Raw genomic sequence first — 20,374 nt, 5'->3', positions numbered from 1 at the left:
TTCACATGAGCCGATCTTATCGCTGGGCGCAATTAGTTCCGCTGGCCTGGTCCATGGTTAGGCCCCAATGGCAGGACAGTTTGATCGGTTGCTTGTGGCTTCACCTGATTATGCTTTCAGGCATGGGTTTCCTGCGACACTGAAGGAAATATCCCAGCCTGTGCTTCGGTTCAGGAACCCGAAGCTGCCCGCCATACCTTGCGCCTGCGCGGCATGCCGAAAGATCGCACTCCCCGAACGTCGACTGGCTAATTTTACGGCACCAGGACGAACATAAGTCGTTATCATTCGCAGAAAGTAGGTTATCCCTCACGCAATGGCATGCTACACTCGTATTGTTGCAGTGCGTAATAATGCGTGAGATGAAAGGGGAAACTAATGGAATCTGATCAAACCATGTCTCAACGTTGGGAGAATTTCCGACCATCCAAAACGCTTTGGTTTTGGTCTGTGGCTGGTGCTGCAGTGCTGACCACCATTGTGGGCTTTACCATCGGCGGCTGGACAACCGGCGGAACGGCAACGACGATGGCAACAGACGCGGCACGTAATGCTCGTGCCGAACTTGTTGCCAATATATGTGTCGAAAGGTTTATCACGGGACCGAATGCGAGCCAGAAACTTACCGAACTAAAGGAAACATCGTCCTACAAGCGTGACACTTTCATCGAGGATGGCGGCTGGGTCAAACTTGCCGGTATGGAACGAGAGGCATCCGGAGCAGCAGATTTATGCGCTGATCAACTGGCAGCCATGGATACATTACCTGCTCAGCCAATCGACGTTACGCCTGAGACAACAGATAGCTGAACCGAAAATACTTTCGCCCGGCGGGATTTATATTCGCCGGGTGCAATCAGCGCCCACCGCAGGAGGAAGCAGTATTCCATTCTATTTTATGGACTGGTCCAGTCGGTTCAAAGCTGCGACTATCTTCGATATCGGGTACTCAGTGCACGGTAGTTGAACATTCTGGGGACCTTCACTTCACATATAGGGCGCGTGAGCGCTCAAGGTGTCGCAGCATTGCCGCCTCTGCGCCATCGGCGTCTTTCGCGGCCAGACAGTCGACAATCTCCTCATGCTCGACCAGCGTATATTTTTCCTTGCCGGTCCAGATGAGCATCTCCGTGTGATACTCCTTCAGCCAGGCAAGCATCGCCTCGCTGACGGCAACAAAGATAGGGTTTCCGGAAATCTGCGCGATCCGCGAATGAAACTGCGTGTCGGCGAGAATGAAGGCATCCGCATCGCCAAGCGACTGGCGCTGGCGTTCGATGATGCTTCTCAGCTCGCTTATATCGCCATCGCCTGCCTTGAGCGCCGCCTCGCGGGCAATCCCGCGCTCAAAGAAAATGCGCGCGCTTTTCAGATGCTCCAGCGTATCGATGGATTGCGCCAGCATGATCTTGGCGGTGGGGTCCACTTGCCTGAAAATCGACTGGGCGGTCAGTTCCAGCACTTTTGCCCGCTCGCCATGGGAAATGCTGACCAGCCCCATCTTGGCAAGCGATTGCATCGCCTCGCGAATGGCGGGGCGACCAACGCCAAAGCGTTCCATCAAGACACGTTCGGACGGCATTTCATCGCCCGGCTTCAGCTCGCTGGACGTGATCATGTTTTCAAGCCGGTCAAAAACCTCGTCGGATAATTTGCGGCGAACGATAGGCTCGATTGGCTGGGTCATTGCATCTCACTTGTCATGAGCTTTTCTCCCTTATGCATCTTCCACGACCGGGAGAAAAGACGTTTACACGCGACAGCTGGAAGGCCGCACAATTTTCCACTTGCAGATATTGGAATACTCATTATACCAGATGATGAGTATATACCAGCATCATATTGCTGGCAGAACGCAAGTTGCAAACCCCGGCACCCGTTATGAACATATGTTTGACCTATCGCATTGAAACGACTGGCAGCATCGACAAGATGGCCGCAAAGATCGCGAGCGATCAGTCGACCGGCACTTTTGTTGCGGTTCCGGGTGAAACGGAAGAGCTCAAGGCACGAGTGGCGGCACGGGTGCTCGACATTCGGCACCTTGATGTCACGCAGGTTCCCGCATGGCCGGAACTTGAGCCGGGCCATGGCCCGATCCGGCGAGCGGATGTGGACATCATCTTTCCGCTGGACGCCGTCGGCACCGACCTTGCAGCGCTGATGACAATTGCCATTGGCGGCGTCTATTCGATCAAGGGCATGACGGGCATCCGCGTCATCGACATGAAACTGCCGGAAGCCTTTCGCGATGCACATCCCGGACCCCAGTTCGGCATTGCGGGAACCCGCCGCCTGACCGGCGTGGAAAAGCGACCGGTCATCGGCACCATCGTCAAGCCTGCGCTGGGCCTGCGCCCGCATGAAACGGCGGCTCTTGTTGGCGAATTGATCCAGTCCGGCGTTGACTTCATCAAAGACGATGAAAAGCTTATGAGCCCGGCCTATTCGCCGCTCAAAGAACGCATTGAAGCGATCATGCCGCGCATTCTCAATCATGAGCAGAAGACCGGCAAAAAGGTCATGTATGCCTTTGGCATCTCCCATGCCGATCCCGATGTCATGATGCGCAACCATGACATGGTATTGAAAGCTGGCGGCAATTGCGCCGTGGTCAACATCAACTCGGTTGGCTTTGGTGGCATGAGCTTCCTGCGCAAGCGCTCGGGCCTCGTGCTTCACGCGCACCGCAATGGCTGGGACGTCCTGACCCGCAATCCGGGCGCTGGCATGGATTTCCGCGTTTATCAGCAGTTCTGGCGCCTGCTGGGCGTCGACCAGTTTCAGATCAATGGCATTCGCGTCAAATATTGGGAGCCGGACGAGAGCTTCGTGAACTCTTTCAAAGCCGTCAGCACCCCGCTTTTCGACCCATCCGACTGCCCGCTTCCCGTTGCCGGCTCCGGCCAGTGGGGCGGACAGGCGCCGGAAACCTATGAACGCACAGGCCGCACTACGGACCTGCTCTATCTTTGCGGCGGCGGTATTGTCAGCCATCCGGGTGGACCAGCGGCAGGCGTGCGCGCCGTACAACAGGCATGGGAAGCCGCAGTTGGGGGCATCCCGCTTGATACCTACGCAAAGGATCATCCCGAACTTGCCGCATCTCTCGCAAAATTCGAGAAAGGTGGCGAGTAATGTCACAGGTTTCCAACGAATTGCTGCTGTCCTATTACGGTGACGACCTTACCGGCTCGACTGATGTCATGGAGGCGCTTGCTTCCAACGGCGTCGACACTGTTCTGTTTATGAATGTGCCAGATGAGGCGCTGATCGCACGCTTTTCACACTGCAAAGCCATCGGCCTTGCCGGCACCAGCCGCAGCGAAACGCCGGAATGGATGCAGGAGCACCTCACGCCCGCATTCAACTGGCTGAAAAGCCTCAATGCGGCGATTGCCCATTACAAGGTCTGCTCGACATTCGATTCCGCACCGCATGTCGGCAATATCGGCAAGGCCGTGGAAATCGGCAAAGCAATCTTCGATCAGGCCTATGTGCCACTGGTTGTCGGTGCGCCGCAGCTCAAGCGTTACACGTCTTTCGGCAATCTGTTTGCCGCCTATCAGGGTGAAACCTATCGCATCGACCGCCATCCGGTCATGAGCCGCCATCCGGTCACGCCCATGCATGAGGCAGACCTGCGCGTGCATCTGGCTGAGCAGACTGCGCTTAAAACCGTGCTTGCAGACCTCGCAACCCTTGGCTCGCATGATGCCGATGATCGCGTTAGCGCCATTGCCAGAAATGCTGACGGCATGTTGCTGCTCGACGTCGATAGCCATGAGAGCCAGTTGCAGGCCGGCCGACAGCTCTGGCGTTTGCGTGCCCGTGAAGGCTGGTTTGTCGCTGGCTCGTCGGGCGTTGAATATGCGCTTCTGGCCGCATGGACAAAGGCCGGACTGATCGGTGCGAAAAAAGAGTTTCCGCTTCCGGGCAAGGCTGACCGCATTGCGGTCGTTTCGGGAAGCGTCTCGCCAACGACAGAACGCCAGATTCGTCATGCGACGGCATCAGGCTTTACCGGCATCGATCTCGATCCGCTCACACTGCTTGGCGAGAACGCAGAGCAGGCAATCGGTAAGGCCATCGAAGAAGCACAGCGGGTTTTGCAGGGCGGCAAGAGCGTCATTCTCAACACCGCATTGGGACCAGCGGCCGATCGCGGTGATGAAATCGACCGCATTGCAGGAAGTCGTCACCGGCTGGGACAGATTCTCGGCTCGATCCTGCGCAGTCTTGTCGAACGCGAAACGCTGTCGCGCGCCGTGATTGCAGGCGGTGACACCTCCAGCCACGCATTGCGGGAACTGCACGTCGAAGCATTGACCACGCTTCTACCACTGCCGCAGACGCCCGGCTCTCCCCTTTGCACTGCGCATGGCGGATTTGCGCCAACCAATGGTCTGCAAATCGCACTCAAGGGCGGACAGGTCGGAGCCGACAATTATTTCAGCCAGATTCGTGATGGCCTCACCATTTAATCTGGAATACTCATTGACTGGTTATACCAGTTAAGCTACCAAAAGCACGGGAAGGAAATACAATCATGACAGCTATCGCTTTGTTCGGCGCTGGCGGCAAGATGGGGTACCGTCTGGCCAAGAACCTCCAGGGCTCGCGTTTCGACGTACGCCATATCGAAGTCAGCGAAGCAGGCAAAGCACGCCTGAAGAACGATCTCGGTATCGACACGGTGGAGGCTGACGCCGGTCTTGACGGCGCCGAAGTCGTCATTCTGGCCGTACCGGATACTCTGATCGGCAAAGTAGCTGCCGGGATCATCGACAAGCTGAAGCCGGGCACCATGGTGATCGCGCTCGACGCCGCCGCACCCTTTGCCGGTCATCTGCCGGAGCGCGCGGACCTTACTTATTTCGTCACGCACCCGTGCCACCCGCCGATCTTCAACGATGAAACGGAATTGCAGGCCCGCCGCGACCATTTCGGTGGTCTGTTCGCCAAGCAGCACATCGTTTCCGCGCTCATGCAGGGCCCGGAAGAAGCCTATGGACTGGGTGAGGAAATCGCCAAGGTCATCTGGGCACCAGTCATGCGCTCGCATCGCGTGACCGTGGAACAGATGGCCATGCTGGAGCCGGGCCTCTCGGAAACGGTCTGCGCCTCGCTTCTGGTCGTCATGCGTCAGGCCATGGACGAATGCGTTGTCCGCGGTGTGCCGAAGGAAGCCGCGCGCGACTTCCTGCTTGGTCATATGAATGTACTCGGTGCCGTCATTTTCGATGAGGTCGAAGGCGTATTCTCCGATGCCTGCAACAAGGCCATCGAGTTCGGCATACCCGCGCTGATGCGCGATGACTGGAAAAATGTCTTCGAACCGCAGGAGATCGCCGAAAGCATTCGTCGCATCACCTGAGACCAATCGGGAGAGCATCCGCTCTCCCCTCACCGCTCTGCCGGGAACAGGGCTCGATCACACTGGGAGGAAACAATGAAGATCACACGCAGAAAACTTACGCGCGGCGTTGCGCTTGCCATCGTTGCCGGCGCGCTGTCGGCAGGCACCGTCATGCCAGCCTGGGCGGCTGACCTCATCGCCATCATCACGCCATCGCACGACAATCCTTTCTACAAGGCAGAAGCGGTCGGTGCGGAAGCCAAGGCCAAGGAACTTGGCTACGAAACGCTGATTCTTCAGCACGATGACGATCCGACCAAACAATCGCAGCTTGTCGACACGGCGATTGGTCGCGGCGCCAAAGCCATTATTCTCGACAATGCCGGATCTGAAGCATCGATCGCCGCCGTGCAGAAAGCCAAGGACGCCAAGATTCCATCGTTCCTCATCGACCGCGAAATCAACGCCTCCGGCGTTGCTGTTTCACAGATCGTTTCGAACAACTATCAGGGGGCGCAGCTCGGTGCGGAAGAATTCGTCAAGCTGATGGGCGAAGAAGGCAATTATGTCGAGTTGCTCGGTCGCGAATCCGACCTGAATGCCGGCACCCGCTCCAAGGGCTATCACGACGTTATCGATGAATATCCTGACATGAAAATGGTTGCCCAGCAGTCGGCAAACTGGAGCCAGACGGAAGCCTTCACGAAGATGCAGAGCATCTTGCAGGCAAATCCGGATATCAAGGGCGTTATCTCCGGCAACGACACCATGGCCATGGGTGCATGGGCAGCACTTGAAGCTGCGGGCCGCAAAGATGTGATTGTTGTCGGCTTCGACGGCTCCAACGACGTGCGTGACTCCATCAAGGCTGGCGGCATCAAGGCGACTGTTCTTCAGCCGGCCTATGCGCAGGCACAGATGGCGGTCGTTCAGGCTGATGATTACATCAAGAACGGCAAGGCGCCTGCCGACGAAAAGCAGCTGATGGATTGTGTACTCATCAACCCTGACAATGCAGACAAGCTCGAAACCTTCGCTCTGAAGGACTGAGACCAAACTGTTAAGCCGGGGACGCCTGCGTTCCCGGCAGTATTCCCAATACCAAGGATATTCTCATGTCAGTGCTGAAGTCAGGCTCCATTTTCCTGCTGGCCTGCGGTATCGCGCTTTCGGGCTGCAAGATCGTCAAGACGCCAACAGCCGAGGACGTCGCGGAGACACGCGGCAATGGCTTCGACCCGGATCGCTCGGTGGCGGAAATCTGGGAATCCAAGGTCGTTCCGTATTTTTCCGGCAAGACGGCCACACTCGACGAAGTCCTGACCGCCGCCCATGCGAATGCCGACGCGGCAGGCGCCCAATATGGCCACCGGGAAGAACAAGGCAATGCGCCATGGACTTTCATCGCAGTCGTTGACGGAACGGTTGTGGGCGCTGAGACCAAATCGCGCGCTGCCTATATCGATGTCGACGCGAACGGCGACGGCAAGGCCGATGCCCGCATCCAGATCGGTCCGACAATCCGCGGAACGGCAATCCGCGACAGTCTGGATTTCGTAAGCTTCAACGAATTCCGCAACCAGATCGAATGGGCGCAATTCGGCAAATCCTTCAACACGCGTGTCAATGACGAGGTTCTGTCAAAACTGCCTCGCGACAGCCTGACAGGCAAAAAAGTGAAAGCCAGAGGTGCCTTCCAGATGCCGTCGAAGGGCAAGCTTCCGCTTGTCGCGCCCATCGCGCTTTCATTGGAGAACTAGCCATGGAAGCGGATCGCAACGATTGCATTTTGAAGCTGGAAGACGTCTCCAAGGTCTATTCGGGCATCGTCGCCGTCAAGCGCGCCAATCTCGAACTGCGCCGCGGTGCGGTCAATGTGCTTGTCGGTGAAAACGGCGCGGGCAAATCGACACTGATGAAAATCATCGCCGGTGTCGAGCGCCCGACCATGGGCAGGATCATTCTCGACGGTGAGGACGTGTCGTTCGACAGCCCCGCCGACGCGCAGAAGCGCGGCATCGCCATGATCTTTCAGGAACTGAACCTTTTCTCCAACATGTCGGTGGCGGAAAATATCTTCGCCACCCGTGAAATCACACGCGGTCTGCGCGGCATCGACCATAAGACTCAGATTGAAAAGGCAAACGTTTTTCTGAAGCGCCTCGATGCCGGTATCGATGCGACGACGCTTGTCGAGGACCTGCCCATCGGCCAGCAGCAGCTTGTCGAAATTGCCAAGGCAATCTCGCTTGATGCCCGCATCGTCATCATGGACGAGCCGACTTCGGCGCTATCGGCAGCCGAAGTCGATATCCTGTTCAAGGTCATCGCCGAACTGAAAAGCCAAGGTGTGGCCATTGTCTACATCTCGCACCGGCTGGAAGAGCTGATGCGCATAGGCGATTACATCACCGTACTGCGTGATGGCAGGATCACCGGGCAGGAAGAGATCAAGAACATCGATACGCAGTGGATCGTGCGCTCGATGATCGGATCAGACGCCAAGGATTTCGCCAAGGCGGTGACACACAAGATCGGAGCCGAGAGGTTTCGCGCGGAAAATATCAGCCTGTCACGTTCGATCGGCGGGCTTGCAGTGGACGATGTGTCGCTTTCCGTGCGTGCGGGTGAAGTCTTGGGCATTTACGGCCTCATGGGCGCCGGACGATCCGAGTTCTTCGAATGCGTCATGGGCCAGCACGGCCACTCCACCGGCCATATCTATATTGATGGCGAGCAAGTGAAGGAGCGCGATACGACCCGTCGTATCCGGCGCGGCCTTGCACTCATTCCAGAAGATCGCCAACGCGAAGGCCTGGTTCAGATATTATCCATCGCCAGCAACCTGACGCTGGCAAGTCTCGACCGTCTGGCCCGCTTCTTCCACATCACGCCCAAGCGTGAAAAACAGGCGATCCAGCAGGCAATCAAGGATCTCTCCATCAAGGCACCCAATCCTGATTTCGAAGTCACATCGATGTCGGGCGGCAATCAGCAAAAAGTTGTTATCGGCAAGGCGCTGATGACCAATCCCAAGGTTCTTCTGATGGACGAGCCATCGCGCGGCATCGATGTCGGCGCCAAGGCCGACGTTTTCCGCACCATGCGGCGACTGGCCGGGGAAGGTCTTTCCATATTGTTTTCAACTTCCGATCTGGAAGAAGTCATGGCGCTGTCTGATCGCATCGCGGTGCTCAGCAATGGAAAGCTGGTTGCCATATTCGACCGCGATAAAGCGACGGAAGCTGACATTATTGCAGCTTCAGCCAAGGGCCACGGCCACAACCATGACAACGACCATAACAGACAGGCAAAGGAACTCGCGTCATGACAGCCAACACCTCTACGGTGGCCACTGACCCAACCTTTAACGGCGGCTCGGCATTGCTGACCTTGATGAAACTGAGAACCTTCATCGCGCTTTTTGCGGTGTTCATCTTTTTCTCGTTCGCAGCGCCAAATTTCCTTTCTGCCGCCAATCTCATTTTGATGTCGAAGCACGTCGCACTTAACGCATTCCTTGCGATGGGTATGACTTTCGTCATCATCACCGGCGGCATCGACCTGTCGGTCGGTTCCATTGTCGGGCTTTGCGGCATGGTGGCAGGGGGACTGCTGATCTACGGCATAGATCTCGGCATGGGCTATACGATCTATTTCAATGTCGTCGAGATCGCGCTCATCACGCTGGCGGCGGGTGTCGCAGTCGGCTTTATAAACGGGTTACTGATTACAAAACTCAATGTCGCGCCATTCATTGCAACGCTCGGCACTTTGTATGTCGCGCGCGGTCTGGCTCTCCTGTCCTCCGGGGGCCAGACCTTTCCCAACCTTGTGGGTCGCGAAGATCTTGGAACGACCGGATTTGGCTTCCTTGGTGCGGGCCGTATTCTGGGTCTTCCGGTCTCGATCTGGATTCTGATCGCCGTAGCGCTCATTGCTGCTTATGTTGCCCGTTATACACCGCTTGGTCGCCAGATTTTCGCCGTTGGCGGTAATGAACGTGCAGCGCGCATGTCGGGCATCCGCGTTGATCGCGTAAAGATGTTCGTTTACATGTTTTCGGGCTTCTGTGCAGCGATTGCCGGCCTTATCATTTCTTCCGAACTGATGTCTTCGCATCCGGCAACGGGCAACTCCTTCGAACTGAACGCCATTGCGGCAGCGGTTCTCGGCGGTACGTCCATGTCGGGCGGACGAGGCACCATCGGCGGCACGATCATCGGTGCATTCGTCATCGGCATTCTTTCAGACGGACTGGTCATGATGGGCGTTTCATCCTTCTGGCAGATGGTCATCAAAGGCCTCGTCATCATCATCGCCGTGGTGGTGGATCAGGCGCAGCGCCGTCTCCAGCAGCGCGTAACCCTCATGCAAATGGCAAAGGCAGGTTAAGGAATGGCGGAATTGAATGGCGCGCTCATCGGCTGCGGTTTCTTCGCAATCAACCAGATGCATGCATGGAATGACGTTTCGGGTGCCAAAATCGTGGCAATCTGCGACCGCGATCCTGAGCGGTTGAAGATTGTCGGCGACCAATTCGGGATTGAACGCCGCTATACCGATGCGCAGGCGCTGTTCGCCGATGGCGGTATCGATTTCGTCGATATCGCCACCACGGTTTCGAGCCATCGTGCCCTGGTTGAACTTGCCGCTGCAAACAAGGTGCCCGCCATCTGCCAGAAGCCGTTCGCCAAAACGCTGGATGATGCCAAAGCCATGGTGCAAGTCTGCCATGACGCAGGAATTCCGCTCATGGTGCATGAAAACTTCCGTTGGCAGACGCCTATTCAGGCGGTTCGTAAAGCGCTTGATAGCGGTGCCATCGGAACACCGTTCTGGGGTCGCTTTTCATTCCGCTCGGGCTTCGACGTTTTCTCAGGCCAGCCTTATCTTGCTGAGGGCGAGCGTTTTATCATCGAAGATCTCGGCATTCATACACTTGATATTGCACGCTTCATTCTGGGCGATGTTAACAGCCTTGTCGCACGCACAAAACGCGTTAATCCCAACATCAAGGGCGAGGATGTGGCAACCATTCTCATGGACCATGAAAATGGTGCGACCTCGATTGTCGACGTGAGCTATGCCACCAAGCTCGAAACCGATCCTTTCCCGGAAACGCTGATCGAACTGGATGGCTCCGAAGGCTCGATCCGACTGTATCATGGCTATCGTTTTGAGGTCATAACGCCGACCGGAACAACAGTTTCCGACGTTTCGCCAAAACTGCTCTCATGGGCCTCGCGTCCGTGGCACAATATTCAGGAAAGCGTCTTCGCCATTCAGCAGCATTGGGTCGACCAGCTTGCTTCCGGCAATGAGATCTCGACTTCAGGTGCGGATAATCTGAAAACCTTTGCGCTCGTGGAGGCCGCTTATGACAGTGCCGCCAACGGCAGTCGTATCGACATCAAGGCAATGCTGGGATGAGCGCCGATCCATTTCTGCTTTACGGGACCCGCGAAGCTGAAACAGCCCCCTTGCATCTTCAGGCCGGGCTCCTCGCGGTCGATATGAGCGCCGGCAATCTTCGCACCATCACCTACGACGGTGTCGAGGTTTTGCGTGCTGTTTCCTATCTTGTACGCGACCGCGACTGGGGAACCAGCACCCCCTCGATTCACGATCTGACCGTAGAGAAGCATGACAAGGGATTTTCGGTTGCCTATCAGGCCAGCTGCGATGGACCCGACCAGACCGGTCTGACTATCGATGTGCACATCATGGCAGATGACAGCGGCACTCTCACTTTCGAGGCCGCAGCACACACGACGACTGGTTTTGAAACGAACCGGTGCGGTTTCTGTGTTCTGCACCCGATTGTCGGGCTGGCCGGCACTCCTGTCACAGTCGAGCATGTGGACGGCACGCGGAATGAAACCCGCCTGCCCGATCTGATCGAGCCATGGCAACCGTTCAAGGACATGCGTGCGATCACGCACGAAGTTATGCCCGGTGTCTCGGCAGCCTGCCGCATGGAGGGCGATACGTTCGAAATGGAAGACCAGCGCAACTGGTCCGACGCATCCTATAAAACCTATGTCCGCCCGCTGGCCCTGCCCTGGCCTTATCGGATTGACGCCGGCGACAAGGTTCACCAGCGCGTCGTTCTGACAATTGCCGACCGGCGGCACTCAAAGCCTGCTGTAATCAGCCGGTACGATGAAACAATCCGGATAACGGTCGGTGAAGCCCATGGCGTCATGCCGGATATGGGCCTGGTCATTACCCCGGAAGAAGCCGAGGCAAGTCTTGCGGCAAGCGCCTTGCTACACGACATTGCGCCACAAAATCTTCTGTTTCACCATGATCCGCTTGCGGGGCACGACGGGTCGGCGTTCAAGACCTTTGCCGCCATTGCAGCCCGGCACAAAGGGCACACTTCACTGGAGATTGCGCTGCCTTGCAGAGCCGCAGTTCTCGAAGAAACCAACACTATCGCCGCGCAGATAAAAGCGGCCGGCTTTGCGCCGGATGCAATCATGGTGTCACCCGCCATCGACCGGCAATCGACGCCTCCAGGCAGCATATGGCCGCCCTGTCCTCCACTTGAGGATGTCTATGCTGCCGCGCGGACTGCTTTCCCGAATGTACAGCTGGGTGGCGGGATGCTCAGCTATTTCACCGAACTCAACCGCAAGCGCGTACCGGGGCACCTCATCGATTTCGTCACGCATTGCACCAATCCGATCGTGCATGCCGCTGACGATCTGAGCGTCATGCAAACCCTGGAGGCGTTGCCCTTCATCACCCGCTCGGTACGCGCCATTTATGGCGACAAGCCTTATCGCATCGGCCCGTCAACCATTCCCATGCGTCAGAACCCCTACGGCAGCCGGACGATGGAAAACCCCGATGGTAGTCGCATCGCCATGGCCCACCGCGATCCGCGCCATAATGGAAAATTTGCGGAAGCCTTCGCCGTTGGCTATGCCGCACAGGTTCTTGATGGAAACCTCGATTGCCTCACTCTATCCGCCCTCACCGGCCCGTTCGGGTTGATTGCGGGCGAAGACGAACCAGCGCCTGCGGGAGGCAAGCGTCCTCTGTATAATGCCATAAGGATGCTGTCTAAACTTGCGGGATCGGCTTGGCAGGATTGCGGATCATCAAGGCCGGATAAGGTATTGGCCTTTCTGGCACCGGAAAACTGCCTTTGGCTTGTCAATTTAACGCCCGGCGTCCAGCAGGTTCAGGGGCCGGATAACAACGGCATCACCCTTTCACCCTATGCAGTGGCCAGTCTCCGACTGAGCCAATCAATGGCGAGCTATGTCACTTCCTGATCGATCAGAAAGCGACCTATACACCGTGCCAAGACAATGATCACCTTCTTTTGGAACTGAACAGCAACCTCAACAAGGATGAGTTCGCAACCTGGTCACGAAATGACCAAAAACTGAGCAGAACTAACTTACAAACGCCCAGTTTTACAGATCGGAGCAGTGCTCTCAAAAATAAAAGAACAACTCTTTTAAAAAAGAGAATTCAGCCATTTGGCTTCAGACACGTCCACGTCCATACCGCCATACTTCGAACACCACTTGTAGAAGATCGCGACGCTGAAACGGGATCGCTTCATTCTCTATCTCCTTCTCGAGGACATTGCGGGGAGCTATCCGGATGTTTCCTGGAGACAATATGCATTGCATGTGTATTTCAGCACTGAAAGCACCTTCAAATTGCCCGCAATCAGGAGAAATTGCTTCATTTCCGGCCGCTACGAAGATTTATTCCGCATCTGCTGACAAGCATAACTTGCCTATGACAATTCGAATTTGATTTCTCCTTTCCTCGTTCCATCGCATCTTTTGATCGGTGTGTTGGAGAAATCTTTGATGAAAGCATTAATCACCGGAGCGACGCGAGGCCCTGGTAAAGCGATAGCAATAAAGTTTGCTCGCGCTGGCTTTGAAACTTACGCAATGGGTCGTGACCGTGTGGCTCTTGAGGATATCCGCAGTGAAGCTGGGGTTCAGCCGATGGCGCTTGATCTGACTGATCGGGATGCCGTGAGGCTTGTTGTTGAAGGTATGCAGCCGGACGTCATTGTGCACTCAGCATTGCGCTGGCCTGATATCACCGATTTCTCTAAACTGGCTGAAGCCGAAATCGACATGGCCCTCGAAGTCAATCTGTCCGCATCCTGGCACTTAACGCGAGTTGCTCTCCCCTCGATGTTGGCCAAGGAATCCGGCGCTATCATCGTGATCACCCCCGAAATCACCGGAAACGACTTGCTGAAGCAGGCAATTTCGGCTGCCGGAAAGTCTTTCGCCGACGGTTTCCATTCAGAATATGCCTCGAAAGGCATTTCCGCATCCCATTTCTTTTCAGGCCGCGCTCAACATGAACTGGTGGCAGAGCAGGCTCTCAACATGGTGCACGCCAAGTTTGGCGGCACTTTCCTTAACGCACACTGATGATCAAGGGCAAAACAATGACACGTAATGGGGGACGGCTGCTCGTAGAGAGCCTTATGGCGCTAGGTGCAACCAAAGGCTTCGGTGTTCCGGGAGAGAGCTATCTCGCAGTTCTCGATGCGCTTCACGATACCACGGGTAAGCTTGATTATGTCAATTGTCGCAACGAAGGTGGTGCTGCATTCATGGCAGCCGCTTATGGCAAGCTCACGGGAGAGCCGGGCTTGTGTTTTGTTACGCGTGGTCCCGGCGCAACCAATGCTTCCATCGGTGTGCATACGGCCATGCAGGACAGCGCGCCGATGCTGCTGTTCGTTGGTCAGGTTGGAACCGATATGAAGGGTCGTGAGGCTTTTCAGGAGCTCGATTACAAAGCCGTTTACGGCACGATGGCAAAATGGGCTGTTGAGATCGATCAGGTTGATCGCATTCCGGAGATTATTGCGCGTGCGTGGAGCACAGCGGTTTCCGGACGTCCAGGACCGGTCGTCATCGCACTGCCTGAAGACATGCTGACATCTGTAACAGACAAAGAGCCGATCGCCAGTTTTACAAAGACAGAAGAGGCGACTCCTTCTGCGCAGACCATCGAAAAAGCAACAGCACTGCTGGCTGGCTCAAAGCGCCCTTTGGTTTTGCTCGGCGGGACCAACTGGAGCGTGGAAGGTGCAGCAGCACTCCAGGCTTTTGCAGAAGCTTCCGACATTCCTGTCGTTGCAGCATTCCGTTATCAGGATCAGTTTGACAATTTCTCGCCTGTCTTTTGTGGTGAGGCAGGCGTTGGCATGCCAGCACATGTTCGTCGCTTGGTTACGGAAGCCGATACGATCCTCGCTATCAATGTTCGCTTCGGCGAAATGACAACGGATGGCTATACGCTGCTTTCCGTTCCGGTGCCGGCTCAGCAGTTGATCCATGTTCACGCATCTGATCTTGAAATCGGCAAGATTTATCAGCCGACCATCGGCATTCAGGCGGGTTCGAACGCCTTCTCCAAGGCGCTAAAGCCTGTGCAAGGTGACTGGTCCGAGTGGCGGAAAACCGGGCGTGATGCCTATGAGGCATTTTTTGATGCGCCCGAGCAGCCATCGCCTGTCGATATGGTCAAGGTCATGCATTGGCTGGCCGACAAGGTTCCTGATGATGTTATTCTGACGAACGGCGCAGGGAACTTCACTGTTTGGCCAAACAAGTTCTTCAAGTTTGGCAAGAAGGCCCGTCTTCTCGCCCCGCAGTCGGGTGCGATGGGTTATGGTGTGCCCGCCGCAGTTGCCGCGAAAGTCGCGCAGCCTGATGCAACGGTGATCTGCTTTGCAGGCGACGGTGATTTCCAGATGAACTGTCAGGAACTGGCAACCGCCCTTCAGGCTGGAGCGCAGCCGATTGTTCTGCTTCTAAACAATGGAATTTACGGGACCATTCGCGCTCATCAGGAACGGCATTATCCAACACGTATTTCAGGGACGAATATGATCAATCCAGATTTTGTCGCCTTGGCAAAATCTTATGGTTTTCATTCCGAACGCGTTTCGAAAACGGAAGACTTTGCTGCTGCGTTCGCTCGTGCATTGGTCTCGAAATCGGGTGCCGTGCTTGACCTTGATATTTCTCCAGAAGCACTTACTCCGCGCCAGACCTTGACCCAGATGCGTGATGCAGCTCTCGCAGAAAAGGATAAGAAATGACTATTGGCAATGACATCCGGCTTGGTGCGGACATTGGCGGAACCTTTACGGACATCGCACTTGATGTAAGCGGTAAGCTGTACTCCACGAAGGTATTGACAAACTATACAGCCCCTGAACAGGCTATCCTTGATGGTATTGAAATCGTCACGGTTGATGCTGGGATCAACCTCGGTGACATTAATCTGATCATTCATGGCACCACACTTGCTACTAACGCTCTGATCGAGCGCCGTGGAGCACGTACAGCGCTCGTTACGACGGAAGGTTTCCGCGATGTTATCGAGATGCGAACTGAAAACCGCTTCGAACAATATGATCTCAATATTGTTCTTCCCACGCCGCTCATCCCGCGTGAAGACCGTTTTCCCGTCAAGGGGCGTATCAGCGCTGAAGGTAAGGAATTGCAGGCGCTGGATGAAGCAGCCCTCGAAGCGATTGCAGATAAAATCGCCTCCCAAGATTTTGGTGCTGTCGCTATCGGGTTCATTCACTCCTATATGAACCCGGTTCACGAACGGCGTGCTCGGGAAATCCTGGCAAAGAAGCTGAGTATTCCGATCTCCATCTCATCGGAAGTCTCGCCTCAGATGCGAGAGTTTGAACGCTTCAATACTGTTTGTGCCAATGCGTACGTCCAACCTCAAATGTCGGATTATCTGTCGCGCCTGCAGGTTCGTCTGAAAGAATTGGGCGCACTTTGCCCAGTTTTCATGATCCATTCTGGTGGCGGTCTTATGTCAGTTGAGGCAGCATCTGAGTTTCCGGTTCGACTGGTTGAATCTGGCCCGGCAGGTGGCGCTATTTTTGCCGCTGATGTTGCTCGTCGCTTTGGCCTTGATCGTGTCGTTTCATACGATATGGGTGGCACCACCGCCAAGATCTGCCTGATCGAAGAATTCGAGCCACAAACTGCACGCACCTTCGAAGTTGCTCGTACCTACCGCTTCTGCAAAGGGTCCGGTATGCCGATCTCCATTCCAGTCATTGAGATGATCGAAATTGGTGCTGGCGGTGGTTCTATCGCGTGGGTTGATGCCATGGGACGTATTCAGGCAGGGCCAGAATCCGCCGCTTCGGAACCTGGTCCCGCATGTTATCAGCGCGGTGGCGAGCGCCCGGCGATCACCGACGCAGATCTTGTGCTTGGGAAGCTGGATCCGGATAATTTTGCAGGCGGTAAAATCAAGCTTTCGGTCGATAGCGCAAAATCTGCAATAGACAAGAATGTTGGCGATAAGCTGCGTCTGTCATCACAGGCTGCAGCCTTCGGTATCGTTGAAGTTGTCGATGAAAACATGGCCAATGCTGCGCGTGTTCATGCTGTTGAAAACGGGAAAAATATTTCTGACAACACCATGATTGCGTTCGGCGGTGCTGCTCCATTACACGCTGCGCGTCTTTGCGAAAAGCTTGGCGTTGATCGTTGCCTCATACCTCAGGGAGCGGGAGTTGGATCCGCGATTGGGTTTCTGAAGGCTCCCTTTGGTTACGAGTCCGTTGCAACGCAGGTCATCAGTCTCTCGACGTTCGATACTGTTGCTCTCAACGCCATGCTAGATGAGCTGAAGGAAACAGCTGAACGTTTTGTACGTGCCGGAACAGACGGCGAAATCAAGCGTGAAGTTACAGCTTTCATGCGCTATGCAGGTCAAGGCTGGGAAATTCCAGTTGCATTGCCTGATCGTCCTTTCACTGCTGCTGACGCCGATCTTATACGGGATGCGTTCATTGAGCGCTATTCGCAGTTCTTCGGCCGTCCTGTTGACGGACCAGAAATTCAGTTGGTCACATTCTCTGTTAAAGCTCAGGACATCCGTCCTCTTGGCGAAACTCATTCACTTGTTGAAGTGGGTGAAGTCTCTGACACATTCCCTAACCGTGCAGTATTTGATCCAGCGCGTGGCGAAGAAATCGAGACCGCAACTGTTCCACGCGATGCAATTAGCTCAGGTCAGAAAATTTCGGGACCTGCCGTGATAGTCGAGCGCGAAACATCGACCATTGTAACCTCTCCGTTTGACGCCATCATTCAGGCTGACGGAACGATCCTGCTGGTACGTAAAGGGGCCTAATCATGAACCAGATTGATGAAATCCGTATGCAGGTGATGTGGAACCGACTTATTTCGGTAGTGGAAGAGCAAGCCCTGACCTTGTTAAGAACTGCGTTCTCGACTTCGGTCCGTGAAGCGGGTGATCTGTCTGCGGGTGTTTTTGATCAGAAGGGACGGATGCTTGCGCAAGCTGTCACAGGTACACCAGGTCATGTAAACACCATGGCTGAAGCAGTCCTGCATTTTATCGCCGAGATTCCGCGCGATGAGATGTTTCCGGGCGACACCTATGTGACTAACGATCCATGGAAGGGCACTGGTCATCTTCATGATATCACAATGGTTTCGCCTTCATTCAAGGGGAACGAACTGATCGGCTTCTTCGCTTGTACAGCGCATGTCGTTGACGTCGGCGGCCGCGGCTTTGGTGCGGATGGCAAGTCTGTTTACGAAGAAGGCATTCAGATCCCAATCATGAAGTTCGCCGAACGCGGCAACGTCAACAAGGATCTGATCCGCATTCTGCGTTCCAATATTCGAGAGCCCAATCAGGTAATCGGCGACTTCTTCTCGCTCGCGGCATGTAATGATGTCGGTCACAAGCGCCTGATCGAGATGCTCAATGAGATCAAGATGAACAATCTGGATCAGCTTGGTGAGTTCATTTTCTCCCGTACGCACAGCGCGATGCTTGAACGCATCGCATCTCTGCCGAAAGGTGAATGGTCAAACGAAATGTTGACGGACGGCTATGATGAGCCGATCAATCTGGCAGCATTGGTGCAGATCACCAAAGATGGCGTGAACATCGATTTCAGCGGCAGCAACGATATGAGCCGCTGGGGTATTAATGTGCCTTTGATCTACACCAAGGCTTACGCTTCCTACGCGATTAAATGTGTTGTCGCTCCGGATATACCAAATAACTCGGCATCTCTTGCGTTTTTCAACGTCTCATCACCTGTCAATATTCTGAATGCGGAACGTCCAGCCCCAGTATCCCTTCGTCACGTCATCGGCCATATGGTCCCCGATCTGGTGTTGGGTGCGCTCGCAAAAGCTCTCCCCGGGCAGATTTTGGCAGAAGGCGCAGCAGCATTGTGGAACATCCATATCTCTGTGCGCCCGATTGCTGGGGCCGATGGACGCCGCGCTGAGGTGTTGATGTTTAATTCAGGTGGAATGGGCGCACGCCCTGGACTTGATGGATTGTCTTCGACGGCGTTTCCTTCAGGCGTGCATACAATGCCCATTGAAGCGACGGAGCAAACAGGACCTATCGTGATATGGCGTAAGGAATTGCGTCCAGGCTCAGGGGGTGCAGGCAAATACCGTGGCGGGCTCGGACAGATCATCGAGATCGCACCCGCCGCCGACCACGAGTTCGATTTTTCTGCAATGTTTGACCGCATCTCAACTCCAGCCCGAGGTCGTGATGGCGGCGGAGATGGTGCTCCGGGTTCTGTTGCACTTGATGACGGTACAAAGCTCCGGCCAAAAGGCTGGCAACAAGTTCCAGCAGGGCGCAGGCTGGTTCTTCAACTTCCAGGTGGAGGCGGCTTTGGTGATCCGGTTAAGCGGAGTCCTGAGGCTAAAGCTCAAGATGTCCTCAAAGGCTACATTTCGGAGAGCAATTAATGACACATATTGCAACCCGCCTCGCTGCTGTGAAGCCATCAGCTTCCATGGCTGTATCGCAGGCTGCCAAGGATTTGGCCGCCACAGGCGTCGACGTCATCGATCTAGGACTGGGTGAGCCCGATTTTGCAGCGCCTGAACATGTAACCGAAGCTGCATTTGAAGCCGCTCGCTCACAACGAATGCTTTATACCGCTTCTCTCGGCACACCTGATTTGCGCAAAGCGATTATTGGCAAGTTCAAGCGGGAAAATGGACTTGATTATGCGATTGATGAGATCGCTGTCGCCAATGGTGCCAAACAGATTATCTTCAATGCTCTCATGGCCACCATAGAAGAAGGTGATGAGGCAATACTCCCAGCGCCGTACTTTGTATCCTACCCGGAAATGGTGAAGCTGTTCGGCGGCGTTCCTGTTGCGCCGGAATGTTCGGCAGAAAATAGCTTTCGTTTGGTGCCGGAAGTTCTCGAAAAGGCGATTACTGAGAAGACCCGCTGGCTCTTTCTGAATATGCCAGGCAACCCATCCGGTGCAGTTTACAGCGAAGATGAACTGAAAGCACTCGGTGCTGTGCTGGCAAAGCATCCGCAGGTTCTCATCCTTTCAGACGAAATTTATGAACACATCATCTTTGATGATCGTAAGTTCGTATCTTTCGGCAGGGCGTGTCCTGAACTCCGCGAGCGGTCCCTGATCGTAAACGGCGTGTCAAAAGCATATGCAATGACTGGATGGCGCGTTGGCTATGCGGCGGGACCAAAAGACTTGATAAAGGCTATGGGAACCATTCAAAGCCAGTCATGCACCTCGGTTTCTGCGCCTGCTCAGTTTGCCACGCAAGCAGCCCTCGACGGGCCCCAGGAAACTGTCAGCACTTTCCGAGCCGCGTTCGAACGCCGCCGTAATCTGGTCGTTGACGGCATCCGTTCCATTGACGCTCTTACACTTGATCCGCCTAAGGGTGCATTTTACGCCTATATCGGTTGCGCAAAGTTAGTCGGTGCGAAAACGAACAACGGCGTCGTTCTTGGTGATGATGTTGCTATTGCCAAGTATCTGCTCGAAGCAGCGCATGTCGCTGCCGTCCCGGGGACAGCTTATGGTCTTTCACCATTTTTCCGTATCTCTACGGCAACATCGGAGGAAGTACTTTCAGAAGCCATACGACGCATTGCCGACGCTGTTGGCAAGCTCAAGTTCTAAGCGGA

At 55.1% G+C, this 20,374-nt stretch carries 16 protein-coding genes; 15 read left to right on the top strand and 1 reads right to left on the bottom strand.

The features are described from left to right. The first annotated feature begins 378 nt into the window (after nucleotides 1-378). Nucleotides 379-810, top strand: coding sequence for a hypothetical protein (locus KUG47_RS08040; protein ID WP_217677455.1), 432 nt, complete (start codon nucleotides 379-381; stop codon nucleotides 808-810). Nucleotides 811-982: 172 nt separating this feature from the next. Here the strand turns inward: KUG47_RS08040 and KUG47_RS08035 are convergent, their stop codons facing one another. After that, a complete protein-coding gene (locus KUG47_RS08035) occupies nucleotides 983-1,687 on the bottom strand; it encodes a transcriptional regulator NanR (protein ID WP_217677454.1) in 705 nt (234 codons plus the stop codon). 194 nt (nucleotides 1,688-1,881) lie between these two features. Here KUG47_RS08035 and oiaX point away from each other — a divergent pair, with 194 nt between their 5' ends. The 14 genes from oiaX (at nucleotide 1,882) to KUG47_RS07965 (ending at nucleotide 20,369) form a co-directional block, all read left to right on the top strand. Further along, the gene (gene oiaX, locus KUG47_RS08030) at nucleotides 1,882-3,138 is read left to right on the top strand and encodes a 3-oxo-isoapionate-4-phosphate decarboxylase OiaX (protein WP_217677453.1); all 1,257 of its coding nucleotides are present in this window, start codon (nucleotides 1,882-1,884) and stop codon (nucleotides 3,136-3,138) included. Continuing rightward, the gene (locus KUG47_RS08025) at nucleotides 3,138-4,484 is read left to right on the top strand and encodes a four-carbon acid sugar kinase family protein (RefSeq protein ID WP_217677452.1); all 1,347 of its coding nucleotides are present in this window, start codon (nucleotides 3,138-3,140) and stop codon (nucleotides 4,482-4,484) included. The genes oiaX and KUG47_RS08025 overlap by 1 nt, the downstream gene beginning before the upstream one ends. Before the next feature lie 65 nt (nucleotides 4,485-4,549). Then, on the top strand, nucleotides 4,550-5,377 hold the full coding sequence (locus tag KUG47_RS08020) for a phosphogluconate dehydrogenase C-terminal domain-containing protein (RefSeq protein ID WP_217677451.1): 828 nt from the start codon (nucleotides 4,550-4,552) through the stop codon (nucleotides 5,375-5,377). Between the two features lie 75 nt (nucleotides 5,378-5,452). Then, nucleotides 5,453-6,409 (top strand): D-ribose ABC transporter substrate-binding protein, encoded by a 957-nt coding sequence (locus KUG47_RS08015; protein ID WP_217677450.1) that lies wholly within the window; start codon nucleotides 5,453-5,455, stop codon nucleotides 6,407-6,409. 65 nt (nucleotides 6,410-6,474) lie between these two features. Continuing rightward, a complete protein-coding gene (locus tag KUG47_RS08010; RefSeq protein ID WP_217677449.1) occupies nucleotides 6,475-7,119 on the top strand; it encodes a DUF2291 family protein in 645 nt (214 codons plus the stop codon). 2 nt (nucleotides 7,120-7,121) lie between these two features. Next, the gene (locus KUG47_RS08005; RefSeq protein WP_217677448.1) at nucleotides 7,122-8,690 is read left to right on the top strand and encodes a sugar ABC transporter ATP-binding protein; all 1,569 of its coding nucleotides are present in this window, start codon (nucleotides 7,122-7,124) and stop codon (nucleotides 8,688-8,690) included. Beyond that, nucleotides 8,687-9,754, top strand: coding sequence for an ABC transporter permease (locus tag KUG47_RS08000; RefSeq protein ID WP_217677447.1), 1,068 nt, complete (start codon nucleotides 8,687-8,689; stop codon nucleotides 9,752-9,754). Before KUG47_RS08005 ends, KUG47_RS08000 begins: the two co-directional genes overlap by 4 nt. Nucleotides 9,755-9,757: 3 nt before the next feature. Then, on the top strand, nucleotides 9,758-10,792 hold the full coding sequence (locus KUG47_RS07995) for a Gfo/Idh/MocA family protein (protein WP_217677446.1): 1,035 nt from the start codon (nucleotides 9,758-9,760) through the stop codon (nucleotides 10,790-10,792). Continuing rightward, nucleotides 10,789-12,648: a D-apionate lactonase gene (gene apnL, locus KUG47_RS07990; RefSeq protein ID WP_217677445.1), complete on the top strand. Its 1,860-nt coding sequence runs from the start codon at nucleotides 10,789-10,791 to the stop codon at nucleotides 12,646-12,648. Before KUG47_RS07995 ends, apnL begins: the two co-directional genes overlap by 4 nt. A gap of 552 nt (nucleotides 12,649-13,200) precedes the next feature. Then, nucleotides 13,201-13,785 (top strand): SDR family oxidoreductase, encoded by a 585-nt coding sequence (locus tag KUG47_RS07985; RefSeq protein ID WP_217677444.1) that lies wholly within the window; start codon nucleotides 13,201-13,203, stop codon nucleotides 13,783-13,785. Between the two features lie 17 nt (nucleotides 13,786-13,802). After that, entirely contained in the window at nucleotides 13,803-15,470 is a 1,668-nt protein-coding gene (locus tag KUG47_RS07980) for a thiamine pyrophosphate-dependent enzyme (RefSeq protein ID WP_217677443.1), read from the top strand. Beyond that, a complete protein-coding gene (locus KUG47_RS07975; protein WP_217677442.1) occupies nucleotides 15,467-17,545 on the top strand; it encodes a hydantoinase/oxoprolinase family protein in 2,079 nt (692 codons plus the stop codon). Before KUG47_RS07980 ends, KUG47_RS07975 begins: the two co-directional genes overlap by 4 nt. 2 nt (nucleotides 17,546-17,547) lie before the next feature. Continuing rightward, the gene (locus tag KUG47_RS07970; RefSeq protein WP_217677441.1) at nucleotides 17,548-19,164 is read left to right on the top strand and encodes a hydantoinase B/oxoprolinase family protein; all 1,617 of its coding nucleotides are present in this window, start codon (nucleotides 17,548-17,550) and stop codon (nucleotides 19,162-19,164) included. After that, the gene (locus KUG47_RS07965; protein WP_217677440.1) at nucleotides 19,164-20,369 is read left to right on the top strand and encodes a pyridoxal phosphate-dependent aminotransferase; all 1,206 of its coding nucleotides are present in this window, start codon (nucleotides 19,164-19,166) and stop codon (nucleotides 20,367-20,369) included. The genes KUG47_RS07970 and KUG47_RS07965 overlap by 1 nt, the downstream gene beginning before the upstream one ends. Nucleotides 20,370-20,374 lie beyond the last annotated feature (5 nt).

The sequence above is a fragment of the Falsochrobactrum tianjinense genome (assembly GCF_019100495.1).
Classification (GTDB): Bacteria; Pseudomonadota; Alphaproteobacteria; order Rhizobiales; family Rhizobiaceae; genus Brucella; species Brucella tianjinense.
The sequence above is the reverse complement of the archived record's forward strand: the minus strand, read 5'-3'. Positions and strand labels throughout refer to the sequence as shown.

What these genes read in the sequence shown, in the direction of transcription:
- oiaX (WP_217677453.1), top strand. Translation starts at nt 1,882, where the DNA reads ATGAACATATGTTTGACCTATCGCATTGAAACGACTGGCAGCATCGAC.
- apnL (WP_217677445.1), top strand. Translation starts at nt 10,789, where the DNA reads ATGAGCGCCGATCCATTTCTGCTTTACGGGACCCGCGAAGCTGAAACA.
- KUG47_RS08000 (WP_217677447.1), top strand. Translation starts at nt 8,687, where the DNA reads ATGACAGCCAACACCTCTACGGTGGCCACTGACCCAACCTTTAACGGC.
- KUG47_RS08020 (WP_217677451.1), top strand. Translation starts at nt 4,550, where the DNA reads ATGACAGCTATCGCTTTGTTCGGCGCTGGCGGCAAGATGGGGTACCGT.
- KUG47_RS07970 (WP_217677441.1), top strand. Translation starts at nt 17,548, where the DNA reads ATGAACCAGATTGATGAAATCCGTATGCAGGTGATGTGGAACCGACTT.
- KUG47_RS08015 (WP_217677450.1), top strand. Translation starts at nt 5,453, where the DNA reads ATGAAGATCACACGCAGAAAACTTACGCGCGGCGTTGCGCTTGCCATC.
- KUG47_RS08010 (WP_217677449.1), top strand. Translation starts at nt 6,475, where the DNA reads ATGTCAGTGCTGAAGTCAGGCTCCATTTTCCTGCTGGCCTGCGGTATC.
- KUG47_RS08035 (WP_217677454.1), bottom strand. Translation starts at nt 1,687, where the DNA reads ATGACCCAGCCAATCGAGCCTATCGTTCGCCGCAAATTATCCGACGAG.
- KUG47_RS08040 (WP_217677455.1), top strand. Translation starts at nt 379, where the DNA reads ATGGAATCTGATCAAACCATGTCTCAACGTTGGGAGAATTTCCGACCA.
- KUG47_RS07980 (WP_217677443.1), top strand. Translation starts at nt 13,803, where the DNA reads ATGACACGTAATGGGGGACGGCTGCTCGTAGAGAGCCTTATGGCGCTA.
- KUG47_RS08025 (WP_217677452.1), top strand. Translation starts at nt 3,138, where the DNA reads ATGTCACAGGTTTCCAACGAATTGCTGCTGTCCTATTACGGTGACGAC.
- KUG47_RS07985 (WP_217677444.1), top strand. Translation starts at nt 13,201, where the DNA reads ATGAAAGCATTAATCACCGGAGCGACGCGAGGCCCTGGTAAAGCGATA.
- KUG47_RS08005 (WP_217677448.1), top strand. Translation starts at nt 7,122, where the DNA reads ATGGAAGCGGATCGCAACGATTGCATTTTGAAGCTGGAAGACGTCTCC.
- KUG47_RS07965 (WP_217677440.1), top strand. Translation starts at nt 19,164, where the DNA reads ATGACACATATTGCAACCCGCCTCGCTGCTGTGAAGCCATCAGCTTCC.
- KUG47_RS07995 (WP_217677446.1), top strand. Translation starts at nt 9,758, where the DNA reads ATGGCGGAATTGAATGGCGCGCTCATCGGCTGCGGTTTCTTCGCAATC.
- KUG47_RS07975 (WP_217677442.1), top strand. Translation starts at nt 15,467, where the DNA reads ATGACTATTGGCAATGACATCCGGCTTGGTGCGGACATTGGCGGAACC.